The 19,725-nt window shown below is 67.3% G+C and carries 18 protein-coding genes; 10 read left to right on the forward strand and 8 right to left on the reverse strand.

Annotated features, from left to right (window positions below):
- Nucleotides 1-89: 89 nt before the first annotated feature.
- Genes QZ709_RS09745 through QZ709_RS09790 form a run of 10 tightly spaced genes read left to right on the forward strand, consistent with a single transcriptional unit; the run spans nt 90 to nt 13,177 of the window.
- Entirely contained in the window at nt 90-1,358 is a 1,269-nt protein-coding gene (locus tag QZ709_RS09745; RefSeq protein ID WP_294637076.1) for a nitrate/nitrite transporter, read from the forward strand.
- A gap of 24 nt (nt 1,359-1,382) precedes the next feature.
- Nucleotides 1,383-2,837, forward strand: a complete 1,455-nt coding sequence (locus QZ709_RS09750) for a NarK family nitrate/nitrite MFS transporter (RefSeq protein WP_294637077.1) — start codon at nt 1,383-1,385, stop codon at nt 2,835-2,837.
- Nucleotides 2,838-2,867: 30 nt separating this feature from the next.
- Nucleotides 2,868-6,680: a nitrate reductase subunit alpha gene (locus QZ709_RS09755; RefSeq protein ID WP_294637078.1), complete on the forward strand. Its 3,813-nt coding sequence runs from the start codon at nt 2,868-2,870 to the stop codon at nt 6,678-6,680.
- Nucleotides 6,681-6,699: 19 nt separating this feature from the next.
- Entirely contained in the window at nt 6,700-8,223 is a 1,524-nt protein-coding gene (gene narH / locus QZ709_RS09760; RefSeq protein ID WP_294637079.1) for a nitrate reductase subunit beta, read from the forward strand.
- A 3-nt stretch (nt 8,224-8,226) separates the two neighbouring features.
- A complete protein-coding gene (narJ, locus tag QZ709_RS09765) occupies nt 8,227-8,958 on the forward strand; it encodes a nitrate reductase molybdenum cofactor assembly chaperone (protein WP_294637080.1) in 732 nt (243 codons plus the stop codon).
- Nucleotides 8,955-9,656 carry a respiratory nitrate reductase subunit gamma gene (gene narI / locus QZ709_RS09770; RefSeq protein ID WP_294637081.1) on the forward strand — a complete coding sequence of 234 codons (702 nt, stop codon included), beginning with the start codon at nt 8,955-8,957 and terminating at the stop codon, nt 9,654-9,656. Before narJ ends, narI begins: the two co-directional genes overlap by 4 nt.
- 36 nt (nt 9,657-9,692) lie before the next feature.
- A complete protein-coding gene (locus QZ709_RS09775; protein WP_366937161.1) occupies nt 9,693-10,490 on the forward strand; it encodes a peptidylprolyl isomerase in 798 nt (265 codons plus the stop codon).
- A gap of 17 nt (nt 10,491-10,507) precedes the next feature.
- Nucleotides 10,508-11,203, forward strand: coding sequence for a carbonic anhydrase (locus tag QZ709_RS09780; protein ID WP_294637083.1), 696 nt, complete (start codon nt 10,508-10,510; stop codon nt 11,201-11,203).
- A 31-nt stretch (nt 11,204-11,234) separates the two neighbouring features.
- The gene (locus QZ709_RS09785) at nt 11,235-11,951 is read left to right on the forward strand and encodes a Crp/Fnr family transcriptional regulator (protein ID WP_294637084.1); all 717 of its coding nucleotides are present in this window, start codon (nt 11,235-11,237) and stop codon (nt 11,949-11,951) included.
- Nucleotides 11,948-13,177, forward strand: a complete 1,230-nt coding sequence (locus tag QZ709_RS09790) for an NnrS family protein (protein ID WP_294637085.1) — start codon at nt 11,948-11,950, stop codon at nt 13,175-13,177. The genes QZ709_RS09785 and QZ709_RS09790 overlap by 4 nt, the downstream gene beginning before the upstream one ends.
- Here the strand turns inward: QZ709_RS09790 and QZ709_RS09795 are convergent, their stop codons facing one another.
- The 8 genes from QZ709_RS09795 to QZ709_RS09830 all read right to left on the reverse strand — a co-directional run bounded on the left by QZ709_RS09795 (nt 13,178) and on the right by QZ709_RS09830 (nt 19,725).
- Complete coding sequence (locus tag QZ709_RS09795; RefSeq protein ID WP_294637086.1) at nt 13,178-13,639, reverse strand: SCP2 sterol-binding domain-containing protein; 462 nt, start codon at nt 13,637-13,639, stop codon at nt 13,178-13,180.
- Nucleotides 13,636-14,541, reverse strand: coding sequence for a U32 family peptidase (locus tag QZ709_RS09800; protein WP_294637087.1), 906 nt, complete (start codon nt 14,539-14,541; stop codon nt 13,636-13,638). Before QZ709_RS09800 ends, QZ709_RS09795 begins: the two co-directional genes overlap by 4 nt.
- Nucleotides 14,542-14,555: 14 nt before the next feature.
- Nucleotides 14,556-15,557, reverse strand: coding sequence for a peptidase U32 family protein (locus tag QZ709_RS09805; protein ID WP_294637088.1), 1,002 nt, complete (start codon nt 15,555-15,557; stop codon nt 14,556-14,558).
- Between the two features lie 153 nt (nt 15,558-15,710).
- The gene (locus QZ709_RS09810) at nt 15,711-16,334 is read right to left on the reverse strand and encodes a LysE family transporter (RefSeq protein WP_294637089.1); all 624 of its coding nucleotides are present in this window, start codon (nt 16,332-16,334) and stop codon (nt 15,711-15,713) included.
- Between the two features lie 62 nt (nt 16,335-16,396).
- Nucleotides 16,397-17,149, reverse strand: coding sequence for an anaerobic ribonucleoside-triphosphate reductase activating protein (locus QZ709_RS09815; protein ID WP_294637090.1), 753 nt, complete (start codon nt 17,147-17,149; stop codon nt 16,397-16,399).
- Nucleotides 17,100-17,291 (reverse strand): anaerobic ribonucleoside-triphosphate reductase, encoded by a 192-nt coding sequence (gene nrdD / locus QZ709_RS09820; protein WP_294637091.1) that lies wholly within the window; start codon nt 17,289-17,291, stop codon nt 17,100-17,102. The genes QZ709_RS09815 and nrdD overlap by 50 nt, the downstream gene beginning before the upstream one ends.
- Nucleotides 17,292-17,311: 20 nt before the next feature.
- On the reverse strand, nt 17,312-19,093 hold the full coding sequence (locus QZ709_RS09825) for a ribonucleoside triphosphate reductase (protein ID WP_294637092.1): 1,782 nt from the start codon (nt 19,091-19,093) through the stop codon (nt 17,312-17,314).
- 149 nt (nt 19,094-19,242) lie between these two features.
- Entirely contained in the window at nt 19,243-19,725 is a 483-nt protein-coding gene (locus tag QZ709_RS09830; protein ID WP_294637093.1) for a GreA/GreB family elongation factor, read from the reverse strand.

Here is a 19,725-nt window from a genome sequence, read left to right on the forward strand (position 1 = left end):
CGCCGATCGAACGACCCCACCTGATCCACAGAAGGATACCGACGCCCGCCTGATATTCCGACACTGCCGACATGGAAAAGGAGTCGACCATGTCGAGCAGTAACAGGAGGGCCATCTCGGTTCTCGTCGTGAGCACGCTGGCTTTCACCGTGTGCTTCATGGTGTGGATGATGTTCGGGGTCATCGGGATCCCGCTGAAGAAGCAGCTGGGCCTGTCTGCCACGCAGTTCGGCCTGCTCACCGCCACGCCGGTGCTGACCGGCTCGCTGGTGCGTGTGCCACTGGGCATCTGGACCGACCGCTTCGGTGGCCGCATCGTGCTGTTCATCACGATGCTCGCCTGTGTCGTGCCGATCTGGCTGATGGCCTATGCCACCGAGTACTGGCACTTCCTGGTGCTGGGCCTGTTCGTCGGTCTGGCCGGCGGCTCGTTCTCGGTCGGCACACCGTACGTGGCCCGCTGGTTCCCCAAGAACCAGCAAGGCTTCGCGATGGGCGTGTTCGGCGCCGGCAACTCGGGTGCCGCCGTTAACAAGTTCGTCGCGCCCGTCATCGTGGTGGCCCTGGGCTGGACGATGGTGCCGCAGGTGTACGCGGCCATCATGCTGGGCACGGCGCTGATCTTCTGGTTCGGCAGCGCTCACGACCCGGCCCACCTGGTGCCGCCGACCAAGGGGGGCTTTGCCGCCCAACTCAAGGCCCTGAAGGACCCGCGCGTGCTCAAGTACTGCCAGTACTACAGCATCGTGTTCGGCGGCTATGTGGGCCTGTCGCTGTGGATGGTGCAGTACTACGTCGGTGAATACGGGCTCGATCTGCGCGTCGCCGCCCTGCTGGCCGCGTGCTTCTCGCTGCCCGGCGGTGTGCTGCGCGCCATCGGCGGCTGGCTGTCCGACAAGCACGGCGCGCACAAGGTGACCTGGTGGGTGATGTGGGTGAGCTGGATCTGCCTGTTCCTGCTGAGCTACCCGCAGACCGACTTCACCATTCAGACCCTCAACGGCCCGCAGACCTTCCACATCGGCCTGAACGTCTACACCTTCACCGCGCTGATGTTCATCCTGGGCATTGCCTGGGCCTTCGGCAAGGCCAGCGTCTTCAAGTACATCAGCAACGACTACCCCCAGAACATCGGCGCCATCAGCGGCATCGTCGGGCTGGCCGGCGGCATGGGCGGCTTCATCCTGCCCATCCTCTTCGGCTATCTGCTTGACCTCACGGGCGTCCGCTCCAGCGCCTTCATGCTGCTCTACGGCGTGGTCTGGGTCTCGCTGATCTGGATGTACCTGACCGAAGTGCGCACCCGCGACGTGCTGGGTGGCGAACCGCAAGGCGCCGTTGCCGGCAGCCGCTCCTGATTTCTCCTGAACAAGGACCTCACCATGGCCATTCAAGCAAGCACGGCGGGCGCCAAGTCCCGCCCGGGCTCGACGCTGACCGTCTGGACGCCCGAAGACAAGGCCTTCTGGGCCTCGCAAGGGCAGGCGATCGCCAAGCTCAACCTCTGGATCTCGGTGCCTGCACTGTTCCTGGCCTTCGCGGTCTGGCAGCTGTGGAGCGTCGTGGCAGTGAACCTGCCGCAGATGGGCTTCCAGTACTCGACCAACCAGCTGTTCTGGCTGGCCGCAGCACCGGCGCTGTCGGGCGCCACGCTGCGCATCTTCTATTCGTTCATGGTGCCGGTGTTCGGTGGCCGCCGCTGGACGGCCATCTCGACCGCCTCGCTGCTGATCCCCGCCATCGGCATCGGCGTGGCCGTGCAGGACCCGACCACGCCCTACCCGACCATGCTGATCCTCGCGCTGCTGTGCGGCCTGGGTGGCGGCAACTTCTCGTCGTCGATGGCCAACATCAGCTTCTTCTTCCCGAAGGAGCGCAAGGGCTCGGCCCTGGGCGTCAACGCCGGCCTGGGCAACCTGGGGGTCTCGGTGGTGCAGTTCCTTAGCCCCATCATCATCTCGGTGGGCGTGTTCGGCTTCCTGGGCGGTGACTCGCAGCACATCGTCAACAAGGCCGGCCAGCAGGTCGAGGTGTGGGCGCAGAACGCCGCCTTCGTGTGGGTGCCCTGGATCATCCTGGCGGCGCTCGCATCGTGGTTCTTCATGAACGACATCGCCGATGCCAAGGCCTCGTTCGCCACGCAGGCCGCCATCTTCCGCAACAAGCACAACTGGCTGATGTGCGTGCTGTACCTCGGCACCTTCGGCTCCTTCATCGGCTACGCCGCGGGCTTTCCGCTGCTGATCAAGTCGCAGTTCAAGGACGTCAACCCCCTGGCCTACGCCTGGATCGGCCCACTCGTCGGCGCCCTGATCCGTCCGGTGGGCGGCTGGCTGGCCGACAAGCTCGGCGGTGCGCGCGTGACCTTCTGGAACTTCATCGTGATGGCCGCAGCCGTGGTCGGCGTGCTCTGCTTCCTGCCCAAAACCACGGGCAGCGCCTGGGCCCTGCCCTTCGGCCCGCATGAGGGCAGCTTCACCGGCTTCTTCCTGATGTTCCTGGTGCTGTTCCTGACCACGGGCATCGGCAACGGTTCGACCTTCCGCATGATCCCCGTGATCTTCCTGAACCTGAAGACCCGTCGCGTGCCCCGCAACGACGAAGTGGCCCAGGCCGCTGCCCTGAAGGAAGCCAACACCGAAGCCGCGGCCGTGCTGGGCTTCACCGCAGCGTTTGCGGCCTACGGCGGCTTCTTCATCCCCAAGAGCTACGGCTCGGCCATCGCCGCCACCGGCGGCCCCGAGCTGGCCCTGGTTGCGTTCATCGCCTTCTACCTGCTGTGCATCGGCCTGACCTGGTGGTACTACGCCCGCCGCGACGCCGAACTGCCCTGCTGATCCCCCTTCTTCTCCAAAAGAGCCAAGAACATGAGCCACTTTCTGGACCGACTGACCTTCTTCTCGCAAGCGAAGGAAGGCTTTGCCGACGGCCACGGCATCACCACGGGCGAAGACCGCACCTGGGAAGACGCCTACCGTCACCGCTGGCAGCACGACAAGATCGTGCGCTCCACCCACGGCGTGAACTGCACGGGCTCCTGCTCGTGGAAGGTGTACGTCAAGGGCGGCATCGTCACCTGGGAAACCCAGCAGACGGACTACCCGCGCACCCGCCCGGACCTGCCCAACCACGAACCCCGTGGCTGCGCCCGCGGCGCCTCGTACAGCTGGTACCTCTACAGCGCCAACCGGGTCAAGCACCCGATGGTGCGCGGTGAGCTGCTCAAGCAGTGGCGTGCCGCCCGCACCGTGGCCAAGACCCCGGTCGACGCCTGGGCCACGCTGATGGCCAACGAAGAGACCCGCCGCAGCTGGCAGAAGCAGCGCGGCCTGGGCGGCTTCGTGCGCACCACCTGGGACGAGGTCAACGAAATCATCGCCTCGGCCAACGTTTACACCATCAAGCAGCACGGCCCGGACCGCATCATCGGCTTCTCGCCGATTCCCGCGATGTCGATGGTGTCGTATGCCGCTGGCAGCCGGTATCTCAGCCTGATCGGTGGCGTGTGCATGTCGTTCTACGACTGGTACTGCGACCTGCCGCCGGCCAGCCCGCAGATCTGGGGTGAGCAGACCGACGTGCCCGAATCGGCTGACTGGTACAACTCGAACTACATCATCGCCTGGGGCTCCAACGTGCCCCAGACCCGCACGCCCGACGCCCACTTCTTCACCGAGGTGCGCTACAAGGGTGCGAAGACCGTGGCCGTCACGCCCGACTATTCCGAAGTCGCCAAGCTGGCCGACATCTGGATGCACCCCAAGCAGGGCACCGACGCCGCCGTGGCCATGGCCATGGGCCACACCATCCTGCGCGAGTTCTACGTCGAAAAGCGCAGCCCCTATTTCGACGACTACGCCCGCCGCTACACCGACCTGCCGATGCTGGTCATGCTCAAGGAGCAAGACACCCCGGCCGGCAAGGCCCTGGTGCCGCACCGCTACCTGCGCGCCAGCGACCTGAACGACCAGGCCGTGCAGGGCAGCAACCCCGAGTGGAAGACCCTCGCCTACGACGGCGAAGGCCGTGTCGTGGTGCCGCAAGGCTCGATCGGCTTCCGCTGGGGCGCCGAAGGCCGCGCAGATCAGGGCAAGTGGAACCTGGAGGCCAAGGAGGCCGTCGAGGGCCGTGAGGTCAAGCTCAAGCTGTCCGTGCTGGAAGACGAACAGCATGCCGAGACGCAAAAGACCGACGTGCAGACCGTCGCCTTCCCGTACTTCGGCGGCATCGACTCGCCGGGCTTTCCGAGCAACAAGCAGGGCGACGTGCTGCTGCGCAACGTGCCGATGCAGCGCATCACCGTGCAGGAAGCGGGCCAGAACCGCGAGGTCTGGGTGGCCACCGTGTACGACCTGCAACTGGCCAGCTACGGTGTCTTCCGTGGCCTGACCGACCGCAACGGCCAGCTGGTCGACAGCGGCGCGAAGAGCCTCGACGACAACGTTCCTTACACCCCGGCCTGGCAGGAGCAGATCACCGGCACGCCGCGTGACCAGGTGCTGACCGTGGCCCGCCAGTTCGCCGACAACGCCGACAAGACCAGGGGCAGGTCCATGGTCATCATCGGCGCGGCCATGAACCACTGGTACCACTGCGACATGAACTACCGCGGCATCATCAACATGCTGATGATGTGCGGCTGCATCGGCCAGTCCGGCGGCGGCTGGGCTCACTATGTGGGCCAGGAAAAGCTGCGCCCGCAGACCGGCTGGACGGCCCTGGCCTTCGCGCTCGACTGGTCGCGCCCGCCGCGCCAGCAGAACTCCACCAGCTTCTTCTACGCGCACACCGACCAGTGGCGCTATGAAAAGCTCGGCGTGGAAGAGGTGCTCTCGCCGCTGGCCGACAAGTCGCAGTTCGGCGGCAGCATGATCGACTACAACGTGCGCGCCGAGCGCATGGGCTGGCTGCCCTCCGCCCCCCAGCTGCAGACCAACCCGCTGCAGGTGGTCAAGGACGCCGCCGCCGCCGGCCTCGATCCAAAGGATCACGTGGTGAGCGGCCTGAAGAACGGCTCGCTCAAGCTGTCGTGCCACGACCCGGATCACCCCGCCAACTGGCCGCGCAACATGTTCGTGTGGCGCTCCAACATCCTGGGCTCGTCGGGCAAGGGCCACGAGTACTTCCTCAAGCACCTGCTGGGCACCACCCACGGCGTGCAGGGCAAGGACCTGGGCGCGGATGAAGCCAAGCCGACCGAGGTGGTCTGGCACGACCAGGCGCCCGAAGGCAAGCTCGACCTGCTGGTCACGCTCGACTTCCGCATGAGCACCACCTGTCTGTACTCGGACATCGTGCTGCCCACCGCCACCTGGTACGAGAAGAACGACCTCAACACCAGCGACATGCACCCCTTCATCCACCCGCTGTCCACCGCGGTGGACCCGGCGTGGGAAGCCCGCTCGGACTGGGAGATCTACAAGGGCTTTGCGAAGAAGTTCAGCGAAGTCTGCGTGAGCCACCTGGGCGTGGAGAAGGAAGTGGTGCTGACCCCGCTGATGCACGACTCGCCGGCCGAGCTGGCGCAGCCCTTCGGCGTGCAGGACTGGAAGCGTGGCGAGATCGACCTGATCCCGGGCAAGACCGCACCGCAGGTCACCGTGGTCGAACGCGACTACCCCAACACGTTCAAGCGCTTCACCTCGCTCGGCCCCTTGATGAACAAGCTGGGCAACGGCGGCAAGGGCATCGGCTGGAACACGCAGGATGAAGTGCACCAGCTGGGTGAACTCAACGGCACCGTGCGCGACGAAGGCGTCAGCAAGGGCCTGCCGAAGATCGAGACCGACATTGACGCCGCCGAGGTGGTGATGATGCTGGCGCCCGAGACCAACGGCCACGTTGCCGTCAAGGCCTGGGACGCGCTGTCCAAGCAGACTGGCCGGGAGCACGCGCACCTGGCCCTGCACCGCGAAGACGAAAAGATCCGCTTCCGCGACATCCAGGCTCAGCCGCGCAAGATCATCTCGTCGCCGACCTGGTCGGGGCTCGAGAGCGAGAAGGTCTCGTACAACGCCGGCTACACCAACGTGCACGAGCTGATCCCATGGCGCACCCTCACCGGTCGTCAGCAGTTCTATCAGGACCACCCGTGGATGCAGGCCTTCGGCGAAGGCTTCGTGAGCTACCGCCCGCCCGTGGACCTGAAGACGCTCGACGACATCGGCGGCCGCAAGCCCAACGGCAACAAGGAGATCGCGCTCAACTTCATCACCCCGCACCAGAAGTGGGGCATTCACTCGACCTACTCGGACAACCTGCTGATGCTGACGCTCAACCGCGGCGGCCCGGTGATCTGGCTGAGCGAGGACGACGCGAAGAAAGCCGGCATCGTCGACAACGACTGGGTCGAGCTGTTCAACACCAACGGCGCCATTGCGGCCCGTGCGGTGGTGAGCCAGCGCGTCAACCCGGGCATGGTCATGATGTACCACGCGCAGGAAAAGATCATCAACACCCCGGGGTCGGAGATCACCGGCACGCGCGGCGGCATCCACAACTCGGTGACCCGCGTCGTGCTCAAGCCGACCCACATGATCGGCGGCTACGCCCAGTTGAGCTACGGCTTCAACTACTACGGAACCATCGGCACCAACCGCGACGAATTCGTGCTGGTGCGCAAGATGAACAAGGTCGACTGGCTGGATGGCGAGGCCACCGCTTCGTCCACTCACGCCTGACGATCAAGGAGAAGATGTCATGAAAGTCCGCGCCCAGATCGGCATGGTCCTCAACCTGGACAAGTGCATCGGTTGCCACACCTGCTCGGTGACCTGCAAGAACGTCTGGACCTCTCGCCCCGGCGTCGAGTACGCCTGGTTCAACAACGTCGAAACCAAGCCCGGCATCGGTTACCCCAAGGAATGGGAGAACCAGGAGAAGTGGAAGGGCGGCTGGATCCGCAAGGCAGACGGCCACATCGAGCCCCGTCAGGGCGGCAAGCTCAGCTTGCTGATGAAGATCTTCGCCAACCCGAACCTGCCGCAGATCGACGACTACTACGAGCCCTTCACCTTCGACTACGACCACCTGCAGTCGGCCCCGAAGACCAAGGCCGCCCCCACCGCCCGCCCGCGCAGCCTGATCACCGGCCAGCGCATGGAGAAGATCGAGTGGGGCCCGAACTGGGAGGAAATCCTGGGCGGCGAGTTCAGCAAGCGCAGCAAGGATGCCAACTTCGAGGACATCCAGAAGGACATCTACGGTCAGTTCGAACAGACCTTCATGATGTACCTGCCGCGCCTGTGCGAGCACTGCCTGAACCCGGCGTGCGTGGCCTCGTGCCCCTCGGGCTCGATCTACAAGCGCGAGGAAGACGGCATCGTGCTGATCGACCAGGACAAGTGCCGCGGCTGGCGCATGTGCGTGTCGGGCTGCCCGTACAAGAAGATCTATTACAACTGGCAGTCGGGCAAGGCCGAGAAGTGCATCTTCTGCTATCCGCGCATCGAAGCCGGTCAGCCGACCGTGTGCTCGGAAACCTGCGTGGGCCGCATCCGCTACCTGGGCGTGCTGCTGTACGACGCAGACCGCATCGAGCAGGCTGCCAGCACCGAGCACGACCGTGACCTGTATCAGGCCCAGCTCGACATCTTCCTGGATCCCAACGACCCGAAGGTGATCGAACAGGCCCGCGCCGACGGCGTGCCGGAAGCATGGTTGACCGCCGCCCGCAACAGCCCCGTCTACAAGATGGCCGTGGACTGGAAGGTGGCCCTGCCGCTGCACCCCGAGTACCGCACGCTGCCGATGGTCTGGTACATCCCGCCCCTCTCGCCCATCCAGGCCGCCGCCCACTCGGGCCACGTCGGCACCAACGGCGAGATCCCGGACGTCAACCAGCTGCGCATCCCGCTGAAGTACCTGGCCAACCTGATGACCGCCGGTGACGTGGCCCCGGTGTCGCGCGCCCTGGAACGCATGCTCGCCATGCGCGCCTACATGCGCGGTAAGCACGTCGACGGCCAGCCGAACATGAAGGCCATCGACCAGGTAGGCCTGACGCCCGATCTGGTGGAAGACATGTACCAGATCATGGCGATCGCCAACTACGAAGATCGCTTCGTGATCCCGTCGGCCCACCGCGAGTACGCCGAAGACGCCTTCGACATGAAGGGGGGCTGCGGCTTCTCGTTCGGCAACGGCTGCTCGGACGGTCACAGCGAGCCCAGCCTGTTCGGTGCCAAGAAGAAGCGCACCATCCCCATCAAGTCGGAGATCTGAGCCATGAGCGACATCCTGAATGCCGATCTGGCCGTGGCCCCCGCCGCCACCCCGGCGCGCAGCCTGCGTGCCCTGGCACGCCTGCTGTCCTATCCGGACGCGACCCAGCGCGAACACCTGGGCGAGCTGGCCCAGGCCCTGCGTGACGAGCGCTGGCTGTCGACCGACCGCCAGGCCGGTCTGGCTCGGCTGGTGAGCCAGCTGCAGCACAGCGATCCGTACGAGGTCGAGTCCGACTACGTGGAGTTGTTCGACCGGGGCCGCGCCACCTCGCTGCACCTGTTCGAACACGTGCACGGCGATTCGCGCGACCGCGGCCAGGCCATGGTCGACCTGATCCGCACCTACGAGGAAGCCGGCCTGCACCTGCACCCCGACCAGGGTGGCGAGCTGCCCGACTACCTGCCCCTGGTGCTCGAGTTCGTCTCGACGCTGGAAGGCCCGGCCGCACGCGACTTCACCAGTGAGTTCGCCCACATCCTGAACGCGCTGTACGCGGCGCTGCTGAAACGGCGCAGCCTGTATGCCCACATCCCGGCGGCGGTGCTCGAGCTGATGGCGCAGGCCATCGAGCCGACCGAAGTCACCGAGGACGAAGCCCTGGACGACGCCTGGCAGGAGCCGGATGCCTTCGGCGGCTGCAGCAGCCGCGGCCAGCAGCGCCCCGACGTTCCCCAACCCATCCACATCGTGCGCAAGCAAGCCGCTGCGCCGCAACGAGGAGCATCAGCATGAGCCTCACCCACCAGTTCTTCTTCGGGATCTATCCCTACATCGCCATGGTCGTGTTCCTGCTGGGCAGCCTGGTGCGTTTCGACCGCGACCAATACACCTGGCGCAGCGAATCCAGCCAGATGCTCTCGGGCGGCCTGCTGCGTGCCGGCTCCAACCTGTTCCACCTGGGCATCATCGGCCTGTTCTTCGGCCACCTGGTCGGCATGCTGACCCCGGCCGACCTGGTGCACGCCCTGGGTGTGTCGGCCTCGCAGAAGCAGATGCTGGCCGTCGTGGCCGGTGGCACGCTCGGCAGCCTGTGCCTGATCGGCCTGCTGATGCTGATTGCCCGCCGCCTGAACGACCGGCGTGTGCGCGCCACCTCCAAGCCGCGTGACTTCGTCGTGCTGTTCTGGATCCTGGGCACCCTGCTGCTCGGCCTGTCGACCGTGCCGCTGTCGCTGCAGCACCGCGATGGCGAAACCATGCTGCAGCTGATGGCCTGGGCTCAGCACATCGTGACCTTCCGCGGGGACGCCGCCAGCATGATTGCCGACGTGTCGACCGTCTTCAAGGTCCACATGGTCGCGGGCATGACGCTGTTCATCCTCTTCCCCTTCACGCGCCTCGTGCACGTGTGGAGCGGCTTCGCCTCGGTGGGCTACGTTGCCCGTCCGTGGCAGCTCGTCCGCAGCCGTCGCACCGGTCTGCCGCGTTGAAACGCCCCGTGCGAACCGCCTGAAAGGCCCCTCATCATGGACCTCCCCATCCCATCGTCTCCCGTGCTGCAGTCGATCCTGCGCGTGGGCCCCGACGTGCTCCACCCCGAGCCCGCCGCACTGACCGAGGCGGAGCGCCGCCAGATCGCCAGCCTGGCGCTGCTGCGTCTGGCCGCGATCGAAGACGGCCTGCTCGACGCCGATGACCCGGCGCCGGTGGAAGGCGTGCTGAGCGAGGCCGCGGCCGACGCCATCGACGCCTGGCTCGCCCGCCACATCACCCTGCCCGAGCCCGACGAGGCCACGTGCCGCCGCTACCATGCCGCCCACAGCGCCCGTTACGCGCAGGGCGAGCGGGTCCAGGCGCGCCACATCCTGTTTGCCGTCACCGAGGGCGTGGACGTGCAGGCGCTGCGGCAGCGCGCCGAGCAGGTGCTGATCGCCGTGCGCGCCGCACCCGAGACCTTTGCCGAGCAGGCCCGTGCGCTGTCCAACTGCCCCAGCGGGGCGGACGGCGGTGTGCTGGGCTGGCTGACGGCCGAGGAATGCGCACCGGAGTTCGCTCGCGAACTCTTCGGTCAGGACGAGGCGCAGGCCCACATCGGCGTGCTGCCGCGGCTGGTTCACAGCCGCTTCGGCCTGCACGTGGTGGAGGTCAGCGAGCGCGAACCGGGCATCCAGCCCCCGTTCGAGGCCGTGCAGCAAGCCGTGGCGCAGGCGCTCAAGCAGCAGGCCTTTGCCACCGCCCTGCGTCAGGCTTGTGCCGTGCTCGCCGCACAGCACGGGGTGGAAGGCGCCGACATCGACGCGGCCACGTCGCCGCTGCTGCAGTGAGCGTGGAAGGTCCCGCCATGGACGACCTGCTGCAGCGTCTGCGACGCTTCCACGACGACTTCTTTCCGCAGCACCAGTCGCGCTTCCAGACGCTGGTGACGGACGGTCAGCATCCGACCACGCTGTTCATCGGCTGCTCCGATTCGCGCCTCGTGCCTTACCTGCTCACGGGCGCAGGGCCGGGCGAGCTGTTCATCGTGCGCAACGTCGGCGCACTCGTGCCGCCCTACATGGGGCTGCACGGCCTGCATGGCACGGCGGCGGCCATCGAGTTCGCGATGTTGAACCTCAAGGTGTCACGCATCGTGGTGTGCGGCCACTCGCACTGCGGCGCCATGAAGGCGCTGTACGAAGAAGTGCCCGCCGAAGCCCGCAACCTGCAGGGTTGGCTCGACATGGCCCGTGAGGCTGCGCTGCCCGTGCAGGTGACACCCGAAGCGTTGCGGCGCACCGAGCAACGCGCCGTGGTGCTGCAGCTCGAGCGGCTGATGGACTACCCCATGGTGCGCGCGCGGGTGGAGCGCCGTGAGGTCACGCTGCACGGCTGGCATTACGTGATCGAGGATGGTGAGGTGCATGTCTTCGATGTGCGGACCGGGCAGTTTCTGCCGGCCTCGCAGGCCAGTCACAGCGGCACCGGCCCGTATCACGAGCCACCGGCCGACGACGCGGTGGTGTTCAACGAAATCGACACGCGCTGGGGCGAGCACTGAGCCCGCCGAAGCGCGCAGGAGCCTTGCGACCATGCCCATGGACACGAGCGGCGCCGCTGCCCGCCTGGCTGAGAACGCCGCCTTTTCGCGGCTCGACCATGCGCGGCTGGTCGATCTGATGGCGCAGTGCGAACTCCGCTCGATCCCGCGCGGCGGGGAGGTGTTCTCGGCCGGCAGCCTCTGCGAAGGACTGCATGCGGTGCTGGACGGCCAGGTCAAGGTCTACGCGCGCGCCCCGGATGGCCATGAGAAGGTGATCGACGTGGTGGGCCGGGGCGAGACGCTGCCCGGCACGCACATGACCCACGCCGAAACACACCAGCACCATGCGCAGGCGCTGACGGCCGCCGTGGTGCTCATCGTGCCGGGCGACGTGCTGCGGATGGAACTGCAGCGTGATCCCGAGATGGCCACGCGCCTGCTGGACGATGCGGCCCGACAGGTACGTCGCATGATGCGCGAGATCGAGGCCACCACACTGCGCACCGCCATGGAACGGGTGTGCAGCTATCTGCTGCACCTGCCGACGCTGGCCCGGTCGGCTCCCACCGCAGAGGCGCCGTCGGATGAGGGTGAGCAGCGGCTGGTCGAGCTGCCGGTCAGCAAGAACACGGTGGCATCGTTGTTGTCGATCACCCCCGAACACTTCTCCCGTATCCTGCGCGAGCTGCACCTGGCCAGGCTGATTCACATGCACCGTCGCGAAATCTGCATCCCGCATCCCGAGCGGCTGGCCATCCAGCGATGAAGCCCACCCGCCCGGCCGAGCCCGGTCCCCTGCGACTGGCCCACCTGTTGTGGGCTCCCCACCGCCTTGGCTTCTTTCTGGCGGCCCTGAACCTGCTGGCCGTCTCGGGCTGGTGGGCCTGGTTCAACGCCCTGCGCTGGACGGGCCACCCCGGCATGGCCCTGCCTCCCGGCTGGCTGCACGCGCAGCTGATGGTCGGTGCCTTCATGCCGCTGTACTTCACCGGCTTTCTGTTCACCGCCGGCCCGCGCTGGCTGAACGTGACGGCGCCCACGGCACCGCAGCTGCTGCGCGGCAGCGTGGCGCTGTGCGCCGGGTGGTGGGTCGCAGCCATTGGCGCATATTGGCACCCTGCCTGGACCAGTGCCGGGCTGCTGCTGAGCCTGCTGGGCTGGCTGGACCTGCTGGTCCGCTTCATCGGGCTGCTGCGCCAGAGCCGGCAGGAGGACACCCTGCATGCCCGTTTGATTGCCGTGTCGGGCTGTGTGGGCGCCGTGCTGCTGGCGGTGTCTGCGGTGGCCCTGCAGCAAGGCGCCTGGCCGCTGTGGCACGCCACGTTGCTGGGCCTGCTGTGGTTCTGGATCGCCCCAGTGTTCGTGGTGGCGCTGCACCGCATGATTCCCTTCTTCACGGCCGCGGCCATGCCGGCGCTCGACGCGTGGCGCCCGAACTGGCTGCTGTGGACGCTGCTGACCGGCCTGTGGGCCCAGGGCGTCCTGCACGTCGGGGATGCGCTCGGGGTGCTGCCCCGCGCGACGCTGCCCGGCCACGTGCGCCCGGCTCTGGCACTGCCTTGGGGCCTGCTCGTGATCGCCCTGGGCGTGCGCTGGGGCCTGGTCCAGAGCCTGCGCATTCGCCTGCTCGCCATGCTGCACCTGGGCTTTGTCTGGCTGGGCGTGGCCTTTCTGCTCGAGCTCCACGCCGATCCGCTGCTGGCCGTGCATGCACTGGCCATCGGATCGCTGGGTTCGCTGCTCATGGCCATGGTGACCCGTGTGAGTTGCGGCCACGGCGGCCGCACGCTGGTGGCCGACGACTTCGTCTGGGCGGTGTTCCTGGCCCTTCAGGCCGTGGCCCTCACCCGACTGGCCGCCCAGCTGTGGCCTGCGGCCGCGCCGTGGCTGACCATCGGGGCCGCGTGGGGCTGGATGGCGGTGGCGGGCGTGTGGTCCGTGCGGCTGATCCGCTGGTACCTGCGCCCCCGGGTCGACGGGCGGCCGGGCTGATCAGGCCCGGGCGGCGGGCCGCCAGGGCCGCCACTCCACCGGGCCGATGGCATCCAGCGTGTTCTTGAGCAACAGGGCATAGGCGGTGTCGCCCTCCATCACGAGGCGCTGCTCGAAGAACAGCGTGTCCGGGTCATCGCGGCCCTGCATCAGGTCGACGAACGCGCGCGCCTCGGCATGCAGGCGCACCGCCACCGGCTCATCCTGCCGCGCCACGACCAGCCCGCCCGGCGTGGCGCGCAAGTGCAGCGTCAGGCCCAGGTCGGTCACCACCACATCGACGCGGCGCCCGCACAGGCGCGGCTGGATCTCGGGCGAGACCAGCGGCCACCAGCGCTGGGTCAGGAACTGCGCCGCCGCCCACGAAGGCGGCTGGGTCGGCAGTCGGCGCGCCACCGCGGACAGCGTGGGTGCCACGCGGGCCAGGGCCGCCCACGGCCACATCGGGGTCGACGTCGTCATGCCATGCTCCAGTTCATGCCCGGCTCACGGGCGGTTGCAAACCCATCGGCCAGCGGGCCGGGCAGCCGCAGGCCACGCAGCACGCGCTCGGCTTCCTGCGCGGCCAGGTCGCCGGCCACCAGGGCCTCGTACACGGCCATCACCTCGCGAAAGTCCTGCGAGCACGGTGACAGCCGCAGTGCATCCACACCCGCCGCGCGCAGGGCCGGCAGGTGGTGCACGAGGCACTGCACGGCCCCGGACTGCGTCTGGATGCCATTGAGTGCGAGGAACACCTGCCCCTCCTGCGATCTCACCGTGCAGCCGTCCGGATCGTCCCGGCAGATGAAGCCGCACTGGTCCTTCTGCAGGTTGTGGTGTCGGGCCGTGAAGCACCGTGCCGACAAGGCCAGCGGCAGGCGGCCGAAGGCCATCACCTCCACCGCGATCGCGTCGCGGTGCGCCGCAGCCACCGTCCGCACGCCCGCCAGGTCCAGTTCGACCGGGGCGAGCCACCGGGTGGCGCCCATGTCCCGGTACTCGGCCAGGGCCTCGCTGCTGTAGACGTTCACATGCGTGCCGATCGACCACGGACGCCCCGCGTGCCAGGCCAGCCGCACGGCGGCCGCATCGTTGGCCTCGATCTGAACGTCACCGCGCTCGACCGCCTGTCGCACCGCACGCAACTCGGCCTCGGTTTCGATCAGGGCCAGCGTGCCCAGCCACACCTGTTTGCCGGCCTGGGTCAACTCGGCCGCGATGGCAACCCAGTCGGCGGGCTTCATGTCGCGCCGCCGCGAGCACACCACCTCGCCGATGACGACATCCCGTGCGGTGCTGTCGGCCACGTCCGCGTAGAACTGCAGGAGGGCATCGCGGCCCCAGTGGTATTGCACCGGTCCGATGGTCAGGCTCAGGCTCATGTCGTCATCCGGTTTCATTGCCAAGGGCGGCTCAGCGCGCCCAGCGTCGTCTGGCGCCCTTCGGAGACCCGCTCCAGGGTCTGTCGCCACACAGGCGCCACCTGGAAGCGGTCCAACCCGGCCATGGCCTGGTCGATCGCCTGGCGCCACACCTTGGTGACCTGCCCGATGTAGGCTGCACTGCGCTGCCGCCCTTCGATCTTGATGGCCGACACGCCCGCCTGGATGAGCTCGGGCAACACATCGAGCGTGTTCAGGCTGGTGGGCTCTTCCAGTGCGTGGTCCAGCTGCCCCGCCACGTCGAAGCGCCCCTTGCACAGCGTCGGATAGGCCCGGTGCTCCCCGGGCCCGTAGCGGTCGATCAGCACCCCACCCAGGCGAGCGTCGACACGGCCGCCCTGCTCCTCCCAGCGCACGGCCTCCGCGGGAGAACACACGCCCGCGTTGTTCGGAGAACACCCGGTGGCATACGACGACAGCGCACAACGGCCCTCCACCATCACGCACAGGCTACCGAAGCCGAAGACTTCGATCTCGACCGGCGACTGGCGTATCACATGGGCCACCTGCGACAGGGTCAGCACCCGCGGCAGCACCGCGCGCTGGATGCCATAGCGCTCGTGGTACAGCGCAATCGCCTCGTGGTTGGTGGCCGAGCCCTGCACCGACAGGTGCAACCGCAAATCCGGGTGATGGCGCTTCGCATAGGCCATCACGGCCACATCGGCCACGATGAGCGCATCGACGCCCGCGTCGGCCGCGGCATCGACGGCGCGGAACCAGCCGGCCGGATCGGATGCCAGCGCCTGCGTGTTGATCGCCATCAGCACCTTGCGGCTCAATCGGTGAGCCTGCTGTACGGCGACCTTCAGCTCAGCGGGAGAGAAGTTGAGCCCGGCAAAGTTGCGGGCATTGGTGGCATCGCGCAGGCCGAGGTAGACCGCATCGGCACCGGCTTCCAGCGCAACGTCGAGCGCGCGCGGTGAACCGGCCGGACAGACCAGTTCGGGCTTCATGACTGCATCCATGGCGGTGCACTCTAGGCACCCCCTGGCATTGCGGCTTTGCGCAAGGTCAAGCTGCGGTGGTGGCGTTGCTCCGGACCGTCGGCGTCTCTGGCACCTCGCCGCCAATGGCATTCTGCCGCGTCGTGGCCAGCACGGATGACCTCACCGATGGGCGTTGGCCAACGCCACGCCGAAAGCGACGAACACGCCGCCCGTGACGCGGTTGAACCAACGCGTGTGATCACCCAGCCAGGGCGCAATGCGCTGGGCCAGTGCGGCCAGCATGGCTTCATACAGCACCTCGACGACCACGAAAGTGCCACCGAAGACGGCCAGCTGGGTCCAGAACGGCACGCCGGGCACGATGAACTGCGGCAGGAAGGCAGCAAAGAACACGATGCCCTTGGGATTGGTGGCGGCCACCAGGAAGCCCTGCACAAAAAGCCTGAATCCCGAGGCCCCAGGCACGTCCTCGCCTTCGGACACCACCGCGATGGGCTGGGCCGGCGCCATCGAGAGCCGCAGGCCCAGGTAGGCGAGATAGGCCGCCCCCACCATCTTGGCCACCATGAAGCTGCGCTCCGACGCCGCAAGCAAAGCGCCCATGCCTGCCAGCGACACCGCGATCAACAGCAGAAAGCCAAGGGCGCCGCCGAGCACGGTGAACAGCGTGCGCTGCAGGCCGAAGCGCGCGCCATGCGTCAGGGCCAGCAGCCCGTTGGGGCCCGGCGCGAACGACAGCCCGACGGCCGCCACGAGGTAAACCAACCAGAGTTCGAAGGACACGACCCGCTCCACAGTGCAGCAGTCACTGTAGCGCAGCCCCAGTCGGGCTGCTCCGATGCGACTCAGGTGCCGCGCAGTTGCACCGTCAGCCCGGGCCGCGCGAGCCGGCTCACCAGGGCCGCGGGCGGCATCTGCCAACCCGCACCCAACGCCGCCTGCGTGTCGGGTGTCGGGCGATAGCCCTGCAGCATCCATGTGTGGGCTCCTGCCTCAGCCAGCTCATCCGCCAGCCGCATGAGGGCGCCATCGGGCAACAGCGCAGGGTGCCAAGTGGTGCGCAACTCGTGGGGCTTGGCGCTGGCCAGCACGCGATGCAGGCTGTGCCGCACGGGCTCTCCGCTGCCGCGCACGGCCGTCACCGCCTCGTAGTCGTCGAACGCGGTCTTCACGTCCAGCGCCACCCAGTCCACCAAGGGCAGACAACACGCCAGCCGATCGGGGTACAGCCCTGCGGTGTGCAGCCCGACCTCGAAGCCCAGATCCCGCACTTGCCGCATCGCGTGGGGCAAAGCAGCATCCAGTGTGGGCTCGCCGCCGCTGAACACGACGCCATCGAGCAGCCCCACGCGCTGCACCAGCGTGTCGAGCACACGATGCCATCGGGTCGTATCGGCCACCAGTCGGGCCTGCAGATCGGGGTTGTGGCAATAGTGGCAGCGCCACGGGCAGCCCTGCACAAACACGACTGCCGCCAACTTGCCGGGCCAGTCGGTCGTGCTCAGCGGCGTGAACCCGCCGACAGCCAGGCAACCGGGCACGCGCGTCTCAGGCGCGAACGGCTTGGCGGTCGGGCTCGATGAAGTAGCGCCGCTCATGGAACTCGCCTTTCTTGCCGATGTTGAACGAGGCGACGGGGCGGTGGTAGCCCATCACGCGGGTCCACACCTCGCAGCGCTGGCGTTCGTGCTCGGCCAGAACGGGATGGGGCGCGTCGGGGGTGTGTGCGATGTCGGACATGGGTTTCCTTTCAAGCGAGATCAGGCGGGTTGGAGATCAGGAGTGGCCGACGCCGGCTGCCGGCGCGCCAGGGCGGCTTCGTCGCAGTGCGGGCAGAAGGCGTGCTCGCCCGCCAGGTAACCGTGCACCGGGCAGATCGAGAACGTCGGCGTGACGGTGATGTAGGGAAGACGGAAACGGCTGAGCGCACGGCGCACCAGGGCCTTGCAGGCCTCGGCCGACGACACCCGCTCACCCAGGTAGAGGTGCAGCACCGTGCCCCCCGTGTATCGGGTCTGCAGCGGCTCCTGTCGGGCCAGGGCCTCGAACGGGTCATCGCAAAAGCCCACAGGCAGTTGAGACGAGTTCGTGTAGTAGGGCTGCGCGTCCGTGCCCGCCTGCAGGATGTCGGGCCAGCGCTGGCGGTCTTCCTTGGCGAACCGGTAGGTCGTGCCCTCGGCGGGTGTGGCTTCCAGGTTGTACAGGTGGCCGGTGGCTTCCTGCATGGCCGTGATGCGGGTGCGGATGTGGTCCAGGAAGCGCACCGCAAAGGCCTCGCCCCACGGGGTGGTGATGTCGTGCGCATCGCCCGTGAAGTTGCGGATCATCTCGTTGATGCCATTCACGCCCACGGTCGAGAAGTGGTTGCGCAGCGTGCCCAGGTAACGCTTGGTGTAAGGAAAGAGCCCGGCATCCATGTGCTCCTGGATGACCTTGCGCTTGATCTCGAGGCTGCGGGCGGCCAGATCGAGCAGCGCGTCGGTGCGGGCCAGCAGCGCGGCCTCGTCGCCCGCATGCAGGTAGCCCAGCCGCGCGCAGTTGAGCGTGACCACCCCGAGCGAGCCCGTCTGTTCGGCCGACCCGAACAGCCCGTTGCCGCGCTTGAGCAGCTCGCGCAGGTCGAGCTGCAGGCGGCAGCACATCGAGCGGATCATGTGCGGCTGCAGCTCGGAGTTGAGGAAGTTCTGGAAGTAAGGCAGACCGTACTTGGCCGTCATCTCGAACAGCCGCTGCGTGTTCGGATGGTCCCAGTCGAAATCCTTGGTGATGTTGTAGGTGGGGATGGGAAACGTGAACGCCCGGCCCTTGGCATCGCCCGTCATCATCACGTCGATGTAGGCCTGGTTGATCATGTCCATCTCGGCCTGCAGCTCGCCATAGCTGAACGGCATCTCGACGCCCCCGATCACGGGCACCTGCTCGCGCAGGTCTTCTGGACAGGTCCAGTCGAACGTCAGGTTGGTGAAAGGCGTCTGCGTGCCCCAGCGCGAGGGCACGTTCAGGTTGTAGATCAGCTCCTGGATGCACTGGCGCACCTGGGCGTAATCCAGCGCGTCCTTGCGGATGAAGGGTGCGAGGTAGGTGTCGAAGGAGCTGAAGGCCTGGGCCCCGGCCCATTCGTTCTGCAGCGTGCCCAGGAAGTTGACGATCTGCCCCACGGCCGACGACAGGTGCTTGGGCGGGCCCGCTTCGACCTTGCCTGGCACCCCATTGAGGCCTTCGTGCAGCAGCGTGCGCAGCGACCAGCCGGCGCAGTAGCCCGAGAGCATGTCGAGGTCATGGATGTGGATGTCCGCCTCGCGATGGGCCTGCCCGACCTCGTCCGGGTACACGTGGCTGAGCCAGTAGTTGGCGATCACCTTGCCCGACACGTTGAGGATCAGCCCGCCGAGCGAATAGCCCTGGTTGGCGTTGGCGTGGATGCGCCAGTCCTGGCGGTCGAGGTATTCGTTGACCGAGCGCCCCACATCCACGGCGATCCGCCGGTCTGAGGGCGGGATCTCGGCCCGGGAAGAGGTCGCGGCGGTCAAAGGCGGCGTCATGTCATCTCCACTACATCTAGTGTCCGGAACCACCCCGGAACGCTATGGGTAGTGTTCTGACCTCTGATGAGCAGGGTTTTGACGCGCGTCAAACGCAGACTGCAGATCAGCAGGCGAGGCCACACGGTGGCCGCCGTCTCGGCGGACCGTCAGTCAACCCGCAGGACCTCGAACTGCTGTCGGGTCAGCGCGACCTGGAGCGCCACTTCGTCCCCCTCGCACTTGCCCAGCATGGCCCTGCCCAGAGGGGATGCGCTGCTGATGACCTGAACGGGCTGGGCACCGCTGACCAGCTGCATGCTGCCGCCGTCCGGGCCGAGAAAGAGCAGTTGCTGCTTGTCGTCGGCGTCGACCAGGCACACCAACGCGCCGAGCTGGATGCCTTGGCTGGCATCGTAGGGGCGCGGGCGGAACTGACGCCAATGCGCGATCGCCTGACGGATGGCCTCGGCGCGACGAGCTTGGCCCGTGGCCAGATAGGCAGCTTCGAGCCCCAGGGGGTCGTACTTGTTCTCGGCGATGTTCTCTTCGTGCGTCGCCGTTTCATGGGCCGTCCGCGCTGCCTGTTCGACCTGCAACAGGTCTTCGGCGAGCCGTTCCAGCACCTGCTGCTGTAGCAAGAGTTTGTCCAT

The organism is uncultured Aquabacterium sp., assembly GCF_913773725.1.
In the GTDB taxonomy this organism is placed as follows: domain Bacteria; phylum Pseudomonadota; class Gammaproteobacteria; order Burkholderiales; family Burkholderiaceae_C; genus Aquabacterium.